We start from the raw sequence: 16,202 nt of genomic DNA on the forward strand, positions 1-16,202 counted from the left end.
AATCGGACCAATCCAGCCAATGTTGATGTGTCAGCTATGTCTCCGAACACCCGTCAGTGATCTGTCCGGGCTAAACATCAAGCCGGGCGATGACAGTGAGTGTGGGACGCGCAGCCCCGTCCTACCGGCAGGACAATCCCGCGTCGATCGTGGTCCAGAAGCCGCAATGTTCCGGCGCGATCATCGGCGCGCCGGCGTGGGCTTCGAACAGGAAGATCGCGACGGTGAAGACGATCAGTGCGGATGAGAACAGGACGAAGCGGTTGCGCATGAGGACTGCGTTTAATCGACATCGTGGTCGAACTAAGGCGCCGTCACCTGCTGAAACCGCCGCCACACGCGATACGTAGATTCACGGTCGGCCATACTCCGTGCAGGGCGGTGGTCGATGCGGGGCTGTCCGCCAGATTTGTTCCTCGGGCGGCCCCGCTCGGACTGAATGCGTAGCCCGGATGGAGCGTAGCGCAATCCGGGGATCGTGCCACGCGCTGCGACCGTCCCGGATTTCGCTGCGCTCCATCCGGGCTACGATATCCTCACCGCGCCAGCCACTCCGCCACTTCCCGCTGCGACTCCGCGCGTGCCTGCGCATCGGTGCCGAGATGGCCGTGCTCGGGCGCGGCAGCGTCGGTGGTGCCGGCAGCTGCGTGCAGCGGCGTATTGGCGCGGTCGAAATCGTGATAAGCGTCGGGATAGACCACGATGCGCGTAAGCGCGCTGCGGCCGCGGGCGCCGTCGACCATCTGGCGGCAGGCCGGCGGCGACGAGACGTCGTCATTGGCGCCGATCAGCACCAGCGTCGGCACCCGCGCACTCCAGCCGAGGCCGGCGGAAATCCGGCAATCCGGATAGAACGCGATCGCCGCACGAAAATCCGGCCCGGCTTCGCGCGCGGCGCTCTGCGGACGCACCGCCCAGAGCAGCGCGCTGGCACCGTTGGCCCAGCCGATCAGGCTGACGCGGTCGCGCGCGACCCAACTCTGCTTCATCAGCCAGGCGCGCGATGCCGCGACGTCGGCAACGCGCTCGCGGCGCGCCTTGACATGGCTCTCCTTGACGCGGCATTGCGGCCCGAGCTCGCGCGAGCCGTAGCTGTCCGGCAGCAACACGGCGTTGCCGGCCCCCAGCAATTGCAGCGCCCAGTCGCGATAGCGCGGCAGTACCGATTCTGAATGATTGCCAAGGCCGCCGCAGCCGTGCAGCGCGATCACGGTCGGAAACGGCCCCTCGCCTTCGGGCTTGTAGAGCTGCGCATGCAGGATTCCCGACGACAGCGGAATGTCGACCTGCTGCGGCGCCGGCGCGGCATGCGCGGCCGACATCAACAGCATCAGGAACAGGGCGGTCAGTCGAAGGCGCATCGGATTCTGCCGTGGAAGATGCCGGAACCGGCCATCCCTAGCGCGAAGCACTATCATGCGGAAACGGCGACAAAACATCACAAACCGGTGGGTTTACCGGGCGGACAAGCCACCCTATCTATGCTAAATCCCGTCCAACACATCGTGCCCTCCAGGGTTTTCCACGGAGAGGCCTTCCACGGAGACGTTCGACCGTGCTGAACAAGTTCGGCCCCTCGGGCCATGGCGAAGCGCAGGTGCAATATCTCGACGGCGATTTCCGCGTGATCTCGCCGGGGACCTTCGTGCGTTGCGCGATCACCGACACGCGGATTCCGCTCGACGAATTGAAGTACTGGAGCGTGGACCTGCAAGAGGCCTACGCCACGCCAGCCGCCGTGCTGCAGCGGCATTTCCCGGGCGCGCTGAAGCCGCAGCCGTGAGGCCACCGGCACGCGACTATTGCTGCTCCGTGCCATCGCCGCCCACGCAGGTCTTGATGAAACTCTTCCTGGGCTCGCCGACAACCTTCTGATCGATCGCCTGCTTCAGGCAGTCGACCCGCGCCTGCGCCATGCAGAGCTGCATCTGGTCGCGCTTGTCCTGTCCCTTCAGGCTTTGCGTCGTCGCAAGACACGTGACGCGCTTGGTCGCCGGGACTGGCACCGTGCTGTTCGGCGCAGCGGGAGCCGTCGGCGGCGCCGTCTGCGCAAACACGGGCGCAATGATCAGACACACAAGACTGGCAGCGACGGCTGCGGATGGCAGTTTCATCGGATTCTCCTGATCGTCGGGAACCGATAGGCGTCTTGCGATGAATGTTGCCTGAATGGCAGGTGCCGCAGGGTGCGCAAAACGTAGCTGTCCTGCCGGCGTAGCACGAGCGGGACAGCTTTTCGCGCAGCATGAGGATGGAGACGATGTTCGCGCGCACCTGCACTGCGCGCTTCGCAGCCGAAATGATCTCCGGCGTGCCGATCCGCGTTGCATCGAATCGCGCTTGCACTCAGTGGTAAGTCACTTCGCGCTGTGGTTGGATTTTTCGTTGCGGTTCGGCGCCCTCAAGTTGTTTGACGAAGTCTTGGTGAAACAGAGCGCTGCTAAACTGCATGTTAGGTAATTAACCCTGCTCTTTTATCGCACAGACAATCAAGTCAACCAAACGGCCATTGAGCTTTGGAATTGGCGCAGTCTGTGAACGGGCTCATACCGAAGAGCCATCTGGCGGGCTACCATCACCTCGAAAATTCGCGGTGGCATATTTTGTAAATCGAAAGTCAAAGGATGGGGGTGATCATGCCCACCATACTAGACATGCTCTATCGTGAATATTGCCGCGCCCGCCTCGCTGAAATGCGGAAACAGCTTCTGATCATAGCTCAACGCTCTGAAGCCTCCGAAGCGCATCATCATCTTGCGGATCAGGGTGACGATGAGAGGACGGACGCACAACGCAAGACCGGTCGCGGCGTGCCGAATTAAAGCGGCCCGAGACCGGCGAACTCTCCCGCGTAGCAGTGACCAAGCAATTGGTGGCAGTTTGGGAGCAAGCGATGAATACACCCGAATGCTATACTGTCATGGTGGCCTGCGTCTCGTGCCTGACCATCATCGGAATGATGGCTGTTGGAGCCTGGTGAATGGACTGACCGCTGAGCCGGGATTGCACGCCGTTATAACGGGTCCGCTGGCAAACATGTTCAGTCGGACCTGTGGCGCCGGACGCAGCACGCGCCACACCACATCGTCCGTCGATGGACGCAGGAAGGCCTTCGCCTCGCCTCAGCGTGCAGACCTGCTTCTTGCTGTGAGGTGAGCGTTGCCGCCGCTTGATACGATTGCGGCGGCATCGCACGAGATCCGGATGTCAGCCTCCGGGCGGAGTATATGAAGAGCGCAGCTTCGCCGCGTTCTGGCGGACCTGCTTGATCTCGTCCTGCGTGAACAGCCGGGTCAGTTTCACGTTCTGCAGGGTGCCCGCCGTGACGGTCAGACCGGAAATGGCCGGCGCCGCGCTTGGATCGGGCACATCGAAAATCACCAGAACGCCTGGACCGTCGGCAGCAACGCTGTACATCGAAATCAGCTTGCCGCCGGCCGCTTCAATGAGTTTTGTCGCCGCCTCCTGGCGATTGGTCGTGGGATTTTCCAAAATGGCGTTGAGAGCGCGTGGTGTATATTGTCCAGTGAGGCAAAAATGCATGGCATGTTCTCCTCTGAGCTTTTGGCAATAACTCTCCTGCCGTTACGAGCTGGTCGTAACGGTCTCGCATCTGAAATGATGAAGGTACGTTGCCCGCCGTGGGCATAAACGCCGCCGATGATTGCCGGGAGTTCGGCACGTCCCGGTGACGGCTCTCATGCAAGGCTACATCAACTCCGGAACGTGCGGAAGAGGATTCATCCGCCGCGACATGTCGCCCCGGTCAATCGTCGCATATCGCATGGCGCGCGGTGTTGGGCTACGGCGGAGCGCTTGGCCCACGCCAAGAAATCATCAAGAAATCATCAAGAAATCATCGCCTGCCGAACCGCCGCTCGCGCGCCTTGTAGAGATGATCGCTGATCAATTGCCGGAGCGCTGCCGGATCATCGAATTCGAGCTGCACCGCGAACGGCACGATGCCGTCGGGCACGCCTTCGCGGCCGCGCAGGCGCGCAAGATCCTTTTCCGTCGTCACCAGCGTGAGTTGCTCGCGCTGCGCCTCCGCGGCGAGCGCGGCGATCTCGTCCTGCGAAAACATGTGGTGATCGGCGAAGGGGCGCGTGCGCGCGACCTCGATGCCGCAGGCGCGCAAGCTGCGGAAGAAACGCTCGGGATCGCCGATGCCGGCGAACGCAATCACTCGTTTGCCGAGGAGTTGCGCGACCGAGGCCGCATCCGGCTTCAGGCGCGCGCGCAGCTCCGGCTTGTTGCGCTTCGCAAGCTCCGCCGCGACATCGTCGGCGGCATGGCCATTGCCGATCAGCACCAGCGCATCGGTGCGCGCGAGCTGCGCCTTCAGCGGCGCGCGCAAGGGACCGGCCGGAAACACCTTGCCGTTGCCGAGGCCGCGTTCGCTGTCGATCACGATCAGGGAGGCGTCCTTCAGCAGGCGCGGGTTCTGGAAGCCGTCGTCCATCAGGATCACGGTCGCGCCCCGCGACTTTGCGAGCGCGACGCCTTCGAGACGGTCGTGCGCGACCACGACAGGAACGTCGCGCACCATCATCAGCGGCTCGTCGCCGATGTCGGACGCGGTGTGGCGCTCACGGTCGACCATCACCGGACCCTTGAGGCGCCCGCCATAACCGCGGCTGAGCACCACCGGCGTCTCGCCGAGCTCGCGCAACAGCTTCGTCAATGCGAGCACGGTCGGCGTCTTGCCGGCGCCGCCGACATGGTAGTTGCCGACGCAGATCACGGGGATGCCGGCGTCAACGCCCTGGCGCAGCATGCGCCGTTCGGTGATCGCGCCATACAGCAGACCCAAAGGCCGTAACGCATGAGACTTGAAGGAGCGCGGCCGGTACCAGAAGGCCGGCTCACGCATTGGCGGCCCCCATCTCGATGGTGAGCTGCAGGAGATAGGGCTCGAGCGCGGTCATGGTGCGCTCAAGCGCGCCGCCGAGCTCCTCGACCACGCCTGCACCGGCGCGCTGCATCCCGTCGCGCATGGCGGGATCGGCCAGCAACTGGCCGAGCTGCTTGACCAGCACCTCCTGCGTATCGGCCTGGCGCGCGCCGCCGCTGCTATCAAGCGCCTCATAGACGTCTGCAAAATTGAAGACGTGCGGGCCATGGACGATCGCGGCGCCGAGCTTGATCGCCTCGATCGGATTCTGGCCGCCATGGCGGATCAGCGATCCGCCCATGAACACGACCGGCGAGAGGCGGTAGAACAGGCCGAGCTCGCCCATGGTGTCGGCGACATAGATGTCGGTCGCGGCCGTCGGCAATTCCTCGCGCGAGCGCAACGCCGGCTTCAGGCCCGACGCCGTGATCACGCCCGCGATCGAGGCGCCGCGATCCGGATGCCGCGGCACGATCACGGTCAGAAGCTGCGGGAAGAAACCGACGAGGCTGCGATGCGCCGCGACCAGCATCTCGTCCTCGCCCGGATGGGTCGAGGCCGCGACGATGATCGGGCGGCCGCGCGTCATCGCCATCAGCCGCTCGAGCTTGGCGGGATCGGCCGGAGGCGCGGCCACGTCGAGCTTGAGATTGCCTGTGGTGACGACGTCGCGGCCGCCGAGCGCGGAGAAGCGCTCCGCATCGGTCTTCGATTGCGCCAGGCAGATGTCGAACCGCGACAGCAGCGCCGAGATGGTGCCGTACATCCGCCGCCAGCGCGGGAAGGAGCGCGGCGACATCCGCCCGTTGATCAGCACCATCGGCAGGCGGCGCGCGGCGCCCGCCAGGATCAGGTTCGGCCAGAGGTCGGACTCGATGAACAGCGCCAGCGACGGCTTCCAGTGATCGAGGAAGCGCGCGACATAGCGCGGGGAATCATACGGCACGTATTGATGGATGACGTCGGGCGGAAAGCGCTTTGCGACGACGGCGGCGGAGGTGACGGTGCCCGAGGTGAGCAGGATGCGCAGATTGAGGTCGCGCAGGCGCTCGATCAGCGCGGCTGCGGCGAGCACCTCGCCGACGCTGGCGCCATGAATCCAGACCAGGGGGCCGTGCGGACGCACGTCCCGGGACAGGCCCCGCCGCTCGCCGACGCGGGCGGGATCCTCCTTGCCCTGCTTCAGCCGCCGCTTGATCAGCGCCGGCGCAAGCGGCACCAGGCCCGAGGCCAGGCGCCGGTACATCCGCAGCGTTATCGGCAGCGAGTTAGCCATCTTGGGGCCCCGGGCGGCCGAGTTGCGCATAGGCGCGGCGGGTCGCCTCGTTCAAGGTCTCTTCCAGCTCCAGCCGCAGCGCTTCCATGGTGGCGGCGTCGGCATCCGGCGGCACGTGGATTTCCTTGATGCCGACCAATGCGCCCCGCCCGAACGGCAGGTTGATGGTGGTGCGGTCCCAGTTCTTGAGCCGGATGAAGCGGCTGGTCGCCATCGCGAAAGGCATGATCGGCCGCCCCGATTCCCGTGCCAGCATGATGATGCCGAGCCCGGCCACGCGCGAGCGCTTGGGGACATCGGCGGTCAGCGCGACATTACAACCGTCCTGGAGCGTCTGCACCATTTCCCTGAACGCCCCCACCCCGCCCTTGCGGTGGAAGGCACCGCCGTGGTCACCGGAACCACGGATCAGGCCGATGCCGAGCCGCTCGACGGCGATCGCGTTGAACTCGCCGTCGCGATGCCTGGAGATCAGGACCTTGGCCCGGTAGGAGCCCTTGTTCTTGATGAAGGGCGTGAGGAAATGCTGGCCGTGCCAGAAGGCGAAGATCGCGGGGATCTGCGGCTCGACGATGTCGTAGACGTCAGGCGGATCGAACGTGAATGTGTTGGTCCGCCAGACCAGACGCAGATATTCGGCCGCCAGAACCCCGACGGCACGCTGAAGCCAGCTGCTTCGCAGCGTATTGCGAAGCAGTTTTTTCAACGTGCCGGTTCTTGATTCGGGTCGAGCAGCCGATGGAGATGGACGATGAAGTAGCGCATCTGCGCGTTGTCGACCGTGCTCTGCGCCTTGGCGCGCCAGGCGACGTGAGCGGACGCATAGTTCGGATAGAGGCCGACGATCTCGACGTCGTCGAGGTTCTTGAAGGTGTTGTGCTCGAGATCGAGCAGTTCGCCGCCGATGACGAGATGCAGCAATTGTTGCGGGGCACTATCTGGCATGGGTTCTGTTCCTAACGGGCTGCCCGGCAAAGCAGTGTTCGAGAAGCACGGCGGACGCACTCAGGGCAAGGGCCGATTTCGAAAATGCGCGACGATGCCCGCATGACGATCGCGACCCGCTGCCACCAGCACCCCGTGCGTGACTTCCCGGCGGTTATAGAGGATGGGATCTCCGGAGAGGTCGCTCATCCTACCATCCGCTTCCTGCACGATCAAATCGGCCGCCGCAAGGTCCCAATCATGGCTGTTGCCCCCGGCGAAAGCCGCATCCAGCACGCCATCGGCGACCCGGCACAGACGCAGCGCGAGCGAACCGATTCGCGGATGCAGCTTGATGTCGCCGCCGGCCATATTGAGCCGCTCGACCATCGGCTTCGGGCCGGCGACGCGGGAGAAGTCGAGCGCGGATCCGGACGCCGCCCGCACGGCCTTGCCGTTCAGCGTCGTGCCCTGCCCGCGGGCCGCGAAGAAGAACTCGTCGGTCGCGGGCGCGAACACCGCAGCCAGCACCGGCGAGGCATCCTCGACCAACGCGACGCTGACGCACCATTCGTCGTGGCCGCCGAGATAATTGCGGGTGCCGTCGATGGGATCGACCACCCAGGTCCGCCGCCGCGACAGTCGCACCTCGTCGTCGGCGCTCTCCTCGGACAGCCAGCCATAATCGGGCGTCGCCGAGCGCAGGCGCGCTTCGAGCAGGTCGTTGACGGCAATGTCGGCTTCCGACACCGGCGAGGACGCGCCCTTGGTCCACGTCCTCAACTCGGTGCGGAACATCGACTGCGCGAGGCTGCCTGCCGCCCGCACCGCGTCTTGCAGCAGCGCCGCATCGCGCGTCAGGATGGTTTCGTCAGTTGAATGCGCGTCAGCGTCCGCCAAGCGTCAAACCCTCGATGCGCACCGTCGGCGCATTGACGCCGTAGCGGAACTCGAGATTGTTCGCCGGCTGCATCGACTTGAAGATCTCGAACAGATGGCCCGCAATCGTGACCTCGCTGACGGGATAGGTCAGCTCGCCATTCTCGATCCAGAAGCCGGAGGCGCCACGGCTGTAATCGCCGGTGACGCCGTTGACGCCGGAGCCGATCAGGTCGGTGACGTAGAAGCCCTGCTTGATGTCGGCGATCAGCTCGGCCGGGGTCGGCGTGCCCGGTTCGAGATGCAGATTGTACGGCCCCGGCGACGGCGAGGACGAGACGCCGCGATGGGCGTGGCCGGTGGTGGCAAGGCCGAGCTCGCGCGCGGTGGCGCAGTCGAGCAGCCAGGTCGTCAGCACGCCCTCGTCGATCAGCGCGATCTTCTTCACCGCCACGCCTTCGGCATCGAAGGTCTGCGAGCGCAGGCCGCGCTTGCGCAGGGGATCGTCGATGATGCGGATGTTCTTGGCGAACAGCTGCTGGCCGAGCTTGTCCTTCAGGAAGCTGGTCTTGCGTGCGATCGAGGCGCCGTTGATGGCACCGACGACATGGCCGACCAGCGAGCCCGCAACGCGCGGATCGAACACGACCGGCACCTTGCAGGTCTCGACCTTGCGCGGATTGGAACGCGCCACGGTGCGCTCGCCGGCGGAACGGCCGACGATTTCCGGCGACAGGAGATCGGCGCCGTGCGGCGCCGAGGTGAAGTCGTAATCACGCTCCATGCCGGTGCCTTCGCCCGATATCGCGGTCGCCGAAATGCCCTGGCTGGAACGCAAATAAGAACCATGGAAGCCGGTGCTGGTGACGAGCACCATGCCGCCCATGCCGGCGGAGGCGGAGGCGCCGCCGGACTTGGTCACGCCCTTCACGGCGAGCGCGGCAGCCTCGGCTTCGAGCGCGCGGCGCTCGAGCTCGGAGGTCGCGGGCACGTCGGGATCGAGCAGATCGAGATCGGGGAAGTCGCGCGCGAGCAGCGCGGGATCGGCGAGGCCGACATATTTATCGTCGGGCGCGACGCGCGCCATCGCCACCGCGCGCTCGGCAAGCTTGGTCACGGCATCGCCGCTGACGTCGTTGGTCGAGACCACCGCCTGGCGCTGGCCGACCAGCACGCGCAATCCGACATCGTCACCCTCGGAGCGTTCGGATTCCTCGACGCGCCCGTCACGCACCTCGACGCCCTGCGAGACGCCGCGCACGGCGACCGCATCGGCCGCATCCGCACCGGCGCGCTTGGCCGCCTCGACCAGCCGCTGCGCGAGATCGGAGAGCGCGGACTGATCGAACAGGTCGCGATTGGCCTTGGATGAATCCTGGGGCGAAAGCGTCGAGCTTGGTGAAGGGTTCACAAACGAAATCCTGTTGCGGCGGGAGGTTTCGGGGCGATACCGGCCCTGAACACCAGATGTGCCCAATTGGTACGGACTTCAAGCGTTTTCAGCCCGCAAAAAGCTCAGATTCGCAAGTCCGGCGCAACGTCTCGTCAATCATGCGTGCCAAGGTCTTGTCAATCATGAGCGGCGGTGACGCTGGATTAACCAGCCTTTTTAAGTGGTTTCGGAACGGCGCGCGCTAAGGTCCTCGCATCGACCGGGAACATAATCCCGGCGGGGAGAACTAAAGCCGTGAGGCGTCAAACAGCAACAAGCGGGATCGCTCCCGCCGGGTCGGGCCGCAGCTTGCGGCTCGACCCTCTTTCCCTTCCGGTCCGCTTCGATGCGCACGATCCGCGCGCCGACGGATACACCAGGCAGATCGAGCTTCATCGCGAGCGTGTCGTGCTGCGCCGTGCCGTCCGCGGCATGCAGATGGCGATCAACGTCCGCGTCAGCGACTTCACCGGCGTTGCGTTGCGCGGCAATGACGAGGCGCAGACCCTCGTCCTCGTGCATCGCGATCCCTCGCTGTCCGTTCCGCTGCTGGTCAGCGCCGACGGCGACGAGCTCGCCGAGGCCTGGACGATCTGGAGCGAACTGTTCGCGCTTCCGCAGCTCGACGAAGGTGCCCGCAAGCCCACGCCGCGCCGTCGCCGCGCCAACGCGATCCGCGCCCGCCGTCCGAAATTCCTGATGCGCCGGCGCACCGCCATGACGCGCGAGCTGTCGGTTCATCACGGCGAACGCGAGATCATCGCAAGGAATTGAACGGCAAGCACGGTGCCGTAGGGTGGGCAAAGCGAAAGCGTGCCCACCATTTTTTGTCTCAATCTCGGGAAGATGGTGGGCGCGGCGCAGGAGCGCCTTCGCCCACCCTACAGCTACGCCGCCCGCAGCACCGCGTCGACCAGCAATCCCGCAAACAGCAGGAAGCCCGCATACTTGTTCGAGAAGAACAGGCGCTTGCAGAGCAGGGGGTCGCTGATATCAAGCCGCACGATCTGCGACGCCAGATGCACGGCGAACGCGGCAAGCCCGAGCCAGGCCGGCCAGCGCGCATCGCCTGAGGCCAGCGCGACGCCGATCAGCATCACCGCGAGCCCGTAGAACAGGATCAGCGCCTGGTGCGTGTGCGCGCCGAACAGCCGCGCAGTGGACTTGATGCCGATCAGCGCGTCGTCCTCGGCGTCCTGATGCGCATAGATCGTGTCATAGCCGATCACCCACGAGATCGATCCGGCATAGAGCACCAACGCGGTCAATTCGATGCGGCCGAAGGTGACGGCAAATCCCATCAGCGCGCCCCAGGAGAAGGCGAGGCCGAGCACGATCTGCGGCCACCAGGTAATGCGCTTCATGAAGGGATAGATCGCGACGATCAAAAGCGAGGCGATGCCGGTCAGGACCGCGAAGCGGTTGAATTGCAGCAGCACCACGAGACCGGTCAGCGCCTGCGCGACCATGAAGGCCAGCGCCTGCCTGGTCGTCACCTGGCCCGACGGCAACGGCCGCGAGCGGGTGCGCTCGACCTTGTCGTCGAGATCGCGGTCGGTGATGTCGTTCCAGGTGCAGCCTGCTCCGCGCATGACGAAGGCGCCGATGAAGAACAGCACGATGGTGAGCGGCAGGCCGCGGACGTCGTGCGCCATGCCGGCAGCGAGCGCCGCCGACCACCAGCACGGCATCAACAGGAGCCAGGAGCCGATCGGACGATCGAAGCGCGACAGGCGCAAATAAGGCCGCGCCCATTGCGGCGCGAGCGTATCGACCCAGTTGCCGGTGGAATCGGCAACGCGGGCGGATGTATCACTCATCGGGTGAGGACGTTGCCGTTGAGCGTATCGAAGGTGCTGCCGCCCTTCTTGCCGGCATTGGCTTCAGGCGCCGAGCCCGAGCCCAGCACCTCGCTCAGCGACGGACCGGCCGGACCGCGCGGCTGGTTCTGCATCTGCTGCGCGACGTTGCAGACCTTCGTCGCCATGGCCTCGGTGTTCTTGTGGCCGTCCTTCATCTGCGCACTGACCTGCGCCGGAATCCCGCACTTCGAGGCGTTGGCCTCGATGTACTTGATCATCTTGGTCTCAGCCTGGCTGAAATTGCGGATCAGCTTGCAGGCTTCTTCCGGCGCGGCGTGACGATCACTCGCGGCCTTGATCAGCTTGCCGCGCTTCTCGGCTTCCTCGCGCAGCGGCATGAAGGTTTTCATGCAGTCCTCGCCGGGACCGCCTTGCGTCGGCGGGGCGGCGCTGAAGGCACCTGCGCCACCGACGGGCGCGGCGCCGTTCACGGGAAACGATCCTTGGGGCGCTGTACCGACCGAAGCGGTCGGCGCCGAGCCATTCACAGGCGGAAACGCGGAACTGGTTGGGGCTTGGCCAGGCAGCGGCGCAGGGAAGCCCTGCGCGTGGGCACCCGCGGCGCCCAAGGTGACCATGGCGGCAGTGATCGGAACCATCAAACGACGGATCATCAAGGCAGTCTCTCCGGCAGGAGCTTACGGGGCTCGGCGCCTTCCCAATTGAAGCGCAACCAGCGTGCTCGCGATTTTACGATTCCCGCCGGCCCTTAACAACCCGCCGAATAGGGCAAGAGCGCGGCGCGCCGACGCACCGATTCGGCAATATTTACCCCCGAAATGGCGGCTTTCGGTTAATAACGGCGGTAAATTGGACCTTTGAACGATGCCCTCCCACGATTTTCGCGCCCCCCGCCTGTTTGTCGATGTCCCCCTTGCCCAGGACGCCCGGGTTCCGCTCGACCGCGACCAGAGCAATTATCTCGGCAATGTGCTGCGGCTTGCCGCCGGGGCCGAGGTTTTGGCGTTCAACGGCCGCGACGGCGAGTGGCAGGCTGCGATTGAGGGCCGCAAGCGGCCGGACGGCCTCGTGATCCTCCAGCAGACCCGCCCGCAGGACCAGTTCGCCGACCTCGCTTACGTCTTCGCGCCGCTCAAGCATGCCCGGCTCGATTACATGGTCCAGAAGGCCATCGAGATGGGTGCCGCCACGCTTCAGCCGGTCCTGACCCGCTTCACCCAGGCCTCCCGGGTCAACACCGAGCGGATGCGTGCCAATGTGGTCGAGGCCGCCGAGCAATGCGGCATCCTCAGCATCGCCACGGTGGCCGAGCCGGTGCCGCTGGACCGGTATCTCAGTCAGCGCCCTGCCGACCGGCTGCTCATCTTCTGCGACGAGGCGGCGGAGGTCCAAAACCCCGTTCAGAGCCTGCAAGACGCACGCGAAGCCGGACACGACCAGGGCAGGCTTGGCATCGACGTGCTGATCGGCCCCGAAGGCGGCTTTGCCGAGGAGGAGCGGGCGCTACTGCTGCGGCAGCCGAAAATCCTGCGGCTGGCGCTGGGACCCCGGATCATGCGGGCCGACACGGCCGCGGTGGCGGCGCTGGCGCTGGTGCAGGCGGTGCTGGGCGATTGGGACGGCACCTAACCTAACCAAGCGAACCTAACGTCGATTCACGCACGGCGGCTCTACAGGTTCGCGCTTTAGATGACCTCGCGCTTCGACCGATGCAGGGTCTCGGACGGCAGCTCTCCGAAAGCCGCCCTGTAGCTCGCCGCGAACTCGCTCAGATGCCAGAAGCCATGGCCGATTGCGCAGGCCTTCACACTGCGACGAGCCGGGCCGGTGCGCAGCTGCTTCCGTACCGACCAGAGACGCAAGACCCGGCTGTAGCGATGAGGGCTCATGCCGCAGATGGCCTGCGTCGCACTCTGGAGGGTCCGAACGGACACGCCCACCCGCTCTGCCAATTCTGTCGTCTTGTGCCAGATCGCGAGATCGTGGCGGATCAATCGTTCCATCTCTGCGACGATCCGCTGATAGCTGTCCGTCGTGGAGTGCATGGGCCCGCGATTCACGTTGGACCGAATGGCAGCATCCATTGTGACGAACAGGGATTGTTCGGCCGCCGTTCGCGACGTCGGCTCGTTCAGGAAGTCTGGATCGTGTGCCGCGGTTTCAAGCGTCGTGGAAATCGAGCCATGCAGGGAGGCAAGTAGGTCCGATGCCGGGCTCAGCAAATGATAGCCGTCATCCAGCTGAGACCAGGGCTCGCGCTCGGGCAGGCTGAAATAGGCGACAGCCCACAAACGCCCCGCCGGCTCATAGACCAGGCAATCGGATCTCCCCTTGAGAACGAGTATGGAGCTACCAATTGATTGCCCGTTGATGCGGGTGGAGGTCACATGGTCCATCGGCACCGCCACGGCGATGGCGTGCGCCAGATCATAACCGCGAACGATCCGCGGGAAGGTCTTTACCAGAAGCAGCGTCAGGATCGGCAGGCTGAGCCGGGCGCGCTTGATTGCAGTCGCCCCGGCCGACAGCGGCATGCTGGATGCGCCGGCATATCTCTCACTCTCTCCGAAATGATCGATGTCGTACGATTGGAGCTGGAGAGCCGCGGATGGCTTGAGACCCTGGAACGACAGCAAGCCGTCTAATGCTGTTCTTTGCGTTCCATCGTGAGCAGTATCGAGAAGGCTTTGATCCATATCCTGCCGCTTACTTCGCCTTCCTTGTCGATGCTGCGCCCTTGGGGGCACGCAGATCATCCGGCCCGTTGATGCCGGCGCGCTTGAGATCGCGAAGCAGTTTTGTGAGCAGCAGCATATTAGTCTTCTGCAGTTCGTGATTGTTGCCAAACCTGAATGCGTTCTGCTCGGTCACGATGAGCCCGGTCTTGGTTTCGGCGAGAATCTTTCGTCTCTTAAGTCCCGTCACGCGACGGCGAACCGTCTCGAGCGGCAGGCTGAGGAAGCGAGAGAGCGCCGCGCGGGACACCCCTTGCTTGATCGCATCCGGCTCGACCGCATGAATGCTCGAGAATCTCTCCTCCAGCGACGGATCGTTCATCACATTGATGACGTTCGCGTTGAGAATTGCATGAACGATCAGTAGGTCCAGCGGATCGAATTCGTCGTAGTGCCGGAACAGCTCGCTGATCGAAAACAGCATATAGGCCAGCGTGTGCCGCGAGACTGTCCGGATAACATCTGATGCATTGCGCATGAATCAAAACCAACATTCACATTGTAAGCGAAGGCAGCAGCGAACGGGTCATCCGCCATACCCAATATGAGTATGCGACGACTTGCCTGTCCTCCTCAATTTCTCAATGTGACGTTGAGCGTGCGGTTGCTGCATTGAGTCGCATGCGGGGACAAAAATCAGCGACGGGCACTGAGGTGTCGCGCAGGACGACATGGCCATGGACGACGATGCTGCATCGGACAGGCGGCGGCGCGAGGAGCTCGGGCTCATCAAGGCATTTCTCGGCATAAGGGACCCGAGCAGGAGGCAGAGAATTCTCGAGCTTGCCGAGGAGCTCGCAGATCACGCCGTGTCCGAAACCGCAGGGCTTGCCTTGGCCTCCACCGATGCATCGCTTGGCGATGCGCCCAGAGATCTCCCTGGCCAGACTGAGTGAAAGCCAAGCCCCGGTCTAGGTATTAAAATACCTGAAATACTTTCTGACAGATCGCTGCGTCCCACCTCCAGAGCCATTAAGCGATTGATCCTTTGGAGGTCGAAACCGCTGTCGGGCCATGCTAAGGCCTGCGCCAATTCGCCTCCCCCTCGCCCTGCCCGGTTCCACCGGGACGATGGACCCCTGTTATGACCGCGACTGCCACCTCAAATGCTGCCGGCTCCGCCGCCTGGGCGGATACGCTGCTCTTGTCGTTCGCGCAGGCCGGCTATGTCAGGGCCGAGCCCGCGATCCTGCAACCGGCCGAGCCGTTCCTGGACCTCTCCGGCGAGGACATCCGCAAGAGCCTGTATCTGACGACGGACCTGTCCGGCGAGGAGCTCTGCCTGCGCCCGGACCTGACCATCCCCGTCGCCCGCGACTACCTCACCTCGAACCGCGCCGGCCAGGCGGCCGGGTTCAGCTATCTGGGCCCGGTGTTCCGCTACCGCAGCGGTCAGGCCAGCGAATTTCTTCAGGCCGGCATCGAATCGTTCGGCCGCCAGGACCGCGCCGCGGCCGACGCCGAGATGCTGGCGCTGGCGCTGGAAGCGACCGCCGCCTTCGGTGTCCGCGATGTCGAGATCCGCACCGGCGACGTGGCGCTGTTCAACGCCCTGCTCGATGCGCTCGACCTCTATCCGGTGTGGCGCCGCCGCCTGGTCAAGGATTTCAACCGCAAGATCAGCCTGGAAAAAGATCTGGAGAAGCTGGCGGCCGCGACCACCGCGACCCGCAGCGAATATGAGGGTGTGCTCGCCGCGCTCGCCGGCTCCGACCGCAAGGCGGCGCTCGCCTTCGTCACCGATCTGATGTCGATCGCCGGCACCACCAATGTCGGGGGCCGCACCACGGCCGAGATCGCCGACCGTTTCCTCGAGCAGTCGACGCTGAAGGGCGGCGCGCTGCCGCGCGAGGCGATCGCGGTGCTCAAGCGCTTCCTGTCGATCGCAGGCAATCCCGACGATGCCGTCGCCGAGCTCCGCGCGCTCACCACGGACGCGAAGCTCGACCTCACGGCTGCCGTCGACCAGTTCGAAAGCCGGGTCGGCTTCATGGCCGCGCGCGGCATCGACGTGAAGCAGACGCGCTTCTCGACCGCGTTCGGACGCGGCCTCGACTATTATACCGGCTTCGAATTCGAGCTGCATCACAGGGGCAACGGCGCCGAGCCGCTGGTGGCCGGTGGCCGCTATGACGGGCTGATGACCCAGCTCGGATCGGCCGAACCGATCCCCGCGGTCGGCTTCTCGGTCTGGGTCGACGCGCTGACCCGGATCGGCCGCAAGGTGGGAGCTTAAGTC

At 64.8% G+C, this 16,202-nt stretch carries 19 protein-coding genes; 5 read left to right on the forward strand and 14 right to left on the reverse strand.

The features are described from left to right. Positions 1-121: 121 nt before the first annotated feature. Together AC5ZFO_RS25705 and AC5ZFO_RS25710 are read right to left on the reverse strand one after the other, a co-directional pair. Complete coding sequence (locus tag AC5ZFO_RS25705; RefSeq protein ID WP_008130160.1) at positions 122-271, reverse strand: hypothetical protein; 150 nt, start codon at positions 269-271, stop codon at positions 122-124. A 265-nt stretch (positions 272-536) separates the two neighbouring features. Next, complete coding sequence (locus AC5ZFO_RS25710; protein WP_496122785.1) at positions 537-1,361, reverse strand: dienelactone hydrolase family protein; 825 nt, start codon at positions 1,359-1,361, stop codon at positions 537-539. 194 nt (positions 1,362-1,555) lie between these two features. On the opposite strand from AC5ZFO_RS25710, the gene AC5ZFO_RS25715 reads away from it, so the two are divergent. After that, positions 1,556-1,783, forward strand: a complete 228-nt coding sequence (locus tag AC5ZFO_RS25715; RefSeq protein ID WP_014491939.1) for a DUF2093 domain-containing protein — start codon at positions 1,556-1,558, stop codon at positions 1,781-1,783. 16 nt (positions 1,784-1,799) lie between these two features. Here the strand turns inward: AC5ZFO_RS25715 and AC5ZFO_RS25720 are convergent, their stop codons facing one another. From AC5ZFO_RS25720 to AC5ZFO_RS25755, 8 genes are all read right to left on the reverse strand, one after another. After that, positions 1,800-2,114, reverse strand: a complete 315-nt coding sequence (locus AC5ZFO_RS25720) for a hypothetical protein (RefSeq protein ID WP_282521971.1) — start codon at positions 2,112-2,114, stop codon at positions 1,800-1,802. A gap of 1,093 nt (positions 2,115-3,207) precedes the next feature. Next, positions 3,208-3,543 (reverse strand): GYD domain-containing protein, encoded by a 336-nt coding sequence (locus AC5ZFO_RS25725; RefSeq protein WP_282521970.1) that lies wholly within the window; start codon positions 3,541-3,543, stop codon positions 3,208-3,210. 313 nt (positions 3,544-3,856) lie between these two features. Further along, the gene (gene lpxK / locus AC5ZFO_RS25730; protein WP_282521969.1) at positions 3,857-4,873 is read right to left on the reverse strand and encodes a tetraacyldisaccharide 4'-kinase; all 1,017 of its coding nucleotides are present in this window, start codon (positions 4,871-4,873) and stop codon (positions 3,857-3,859) included. After that, positions 4,866-6,200 carry a 3-deoxy-D-manno-octulosonic acid transferase gene (locus AC5ZFO_RS25735; RefSeq protein ID WP_282521968.1) on the reverse strand — a complete coding sequence of 445 codons (1,335 nt, stop codon included), beginning with the start codon at positions 6,198-6,200 and terminating at the stop codon, positions 4,866-4,868. Before AC5ZFO_RS25735 ends, lpxK begins: the two co-directional genes overlap by 8 nt. After that, a complete protein-coding gene (locus AC5ZFO_RS25740; RefSeq protein WP_282521967.1) occupies positions 6,163-6,876 on the reverse strand; it encodes a lysophospholipid acyltransferase family protein in 714 nt (237 codons plus the stop codon). Before AC5ZFO_RS25740 ends, AC5ZFO_RS25735 begins: the two co-directional genes overlap by 38 nt. Beyond that, a complete protein-coding gene (locus AC5ZFO_RS25745; RefSeq protein WP_014491932.1) occupies positions 6,873-7,115 on the reverse strand; it encodes a DUF4170 domain-containing protein in 243 nt (80 codons plus the stop codon). Before AC5ZFO_RS25745 ends, AC5ZFO_RS25740 begins: the two co-directional genes overlap by 4 nt. A gap of 60 nt (positions 7,116-7,175) precedes the next feature. After that, positions 7,176-7,994 carry a 3'(2'),5'-bisphosphate nucleotidase CysQ gene (locus AC5ZFO_RS25750; protein WP_282521966.1) on the reverse strand — a complete coding sequence of 273 codons (819 nt, stop codon included), beginning with the start codon at positions 7,992-7,994 and terminating at the stop codon, positions 7,176-7,178. Further along, on the reverse strand, positions 7,981-9,384 hold the full coding sequence (locus tag AC5ZFO_RS25755) for a TldD/PmbA family protein (RefSeq protein ID WP_282521965.1): 1,404 nt from the start codon (positions 9,382-9,384) through the stop codon (positions 7,981-7,983). The genes AC5ZFO_RS25750 and AC5ZFO_RS25755 overlap by 14 nt, the downstream gene beginning before the upstream one ends. 276 nt (positions 9,385-9,660) lie before the next feature. On the opposite strand from AC5ZFO_RS25755, the gene AC5ZFO_RS25760 reads away from it, so the two are divergent. After that, the gene (locus AC5ZFO_RS25760; RefSeq protein WP_282521964.1) at positions 9,661-10,179 is read left to right on the forward strand and encodes a DUF6101 family protein; all 519 of its coding nucleotides are present in this window, start codon (positions 9,661-9,663) and stop codon (positions 10,177-10,179) included. A gap of 113 nt (positions 10,180-10,292) precedes the next feature. On the opposite strand, the gene ubiA is transcribed toward AC5ZFO_RS25760, so the two are convergent. Both ubiA and AC5ZFO_RS25770 read right to left on the reverse strand, forming a co-directional pair. Further along, positions 10,293-11,225 carry a 4-hydroxybenzoate octaprenyltransferase gene (gene ubiA / locus AC5ZFO_RS25765; protein ID WP_282521963.1) on the reverse strand — a complete coding sequence of 311 codons (933 nt, stop codon included), beginning with the start codon at positions 11,223-11,225 and terminating at the stop codon, positions 10,293-10,295. Next, complete coding sequence (locus AC5ZFO_RS25770; RefSeq protein ID WP_166083821.1) at positions 11,222-11,881, reverse strand: hypothetical protein; 660 nt, start codon at positions 11,879-11,881, stop codon at positions 11,222-11,224. The genes ubiA and AC5ZFO_RS25770 overlap by 4 nt, the downstream gene beginning before the upstream one ends. Positions 11,882-12,092: 211 nt before the next feature. Between AC5ZFO_RS25770 and AC5ZFO_RS25775 the strand changes: the two genes are divergently transcribed. Beyond that, the gene (locus tag AC5ZFO_RS25775; protein WP_282521962.1) at positions 12,093-12,857 is read left to right on the forward strand and encodes a 16S rRNA (uracil(1498)-N(3))-methyltransferase; all 765 of its coding nucleotides are present in this window, start codon (positions 12,093-12,095) and stop codon (positions 12,855-12,857) included. Positions 12,858-12,913: 56 nt separating this feature from the next. Here the strand turns inward: AC5ZFO_RS25775 and AC5ZFO_RS25780 are convergent, their stop codons facing one another. Together AC5ZFO_RS25780 and AC5ZFO_RS25785 are read right to left on the reverse strand one after the other, a co-directional pair. Then, a complete protein-coding gene (locus AC5ZFO_RS25780) occupies positions 12,914-13,762 on the reverse strand; it encodes a helix-turn-helix domain-containing protein (RefSeq protein WP_496122786.1) in 849 nt (282 codons plus the stop codon). A gap of 172 nt (positions 13,763-13,934) precedes the next feature. After that, a complete protein-coding gene (locus AC5ZFO_RS25785) occupies positions 13,935-14,441 on the reverse strand; it encodes a hypothetical protein (RefSeq protein ID WP_496122787.1) in 507 nt (168 codons plus the stop codon). Positions 14,442-14,640: 199 nt separating this feature from the next. On the opposite strand from AC5ZFO_RS25785, the gene AC5ZFO_RS25790 reads away from it, so the two are divergent. Both AC5ZFO_RS25790 and AC5ZFO_RS25795 read left to right on the forward strand, forming a co-directional pair. Further along, entirely contained in the window at positions 14,641-14,859 is a 219-nt protein-coding gene (locus tag AC5ZFO_RS25790) for a hypothetical protein (RefSeq protein ID WP_282521959.1), read from the forward strand. Between the two features lie 188 nt (positions 14,860-15,047). Beyond that, a complete protein-coding gene (locus tag AC5ZFO_RS25795) occupies positions 15,048-16,199 on the forward strand; it encodes an ATP phosphoribosyltransferase regulatory subunit (RefSeq protein ID WP_282521958.1) in 1,152 nt (383 codons plus the stop codon). Positions 16,200-16,202 lie beyond the last annotated feature (3 nt).

Source organism: Bradyrhizobium sp. Unk1 (assembly GCF_059512345.1).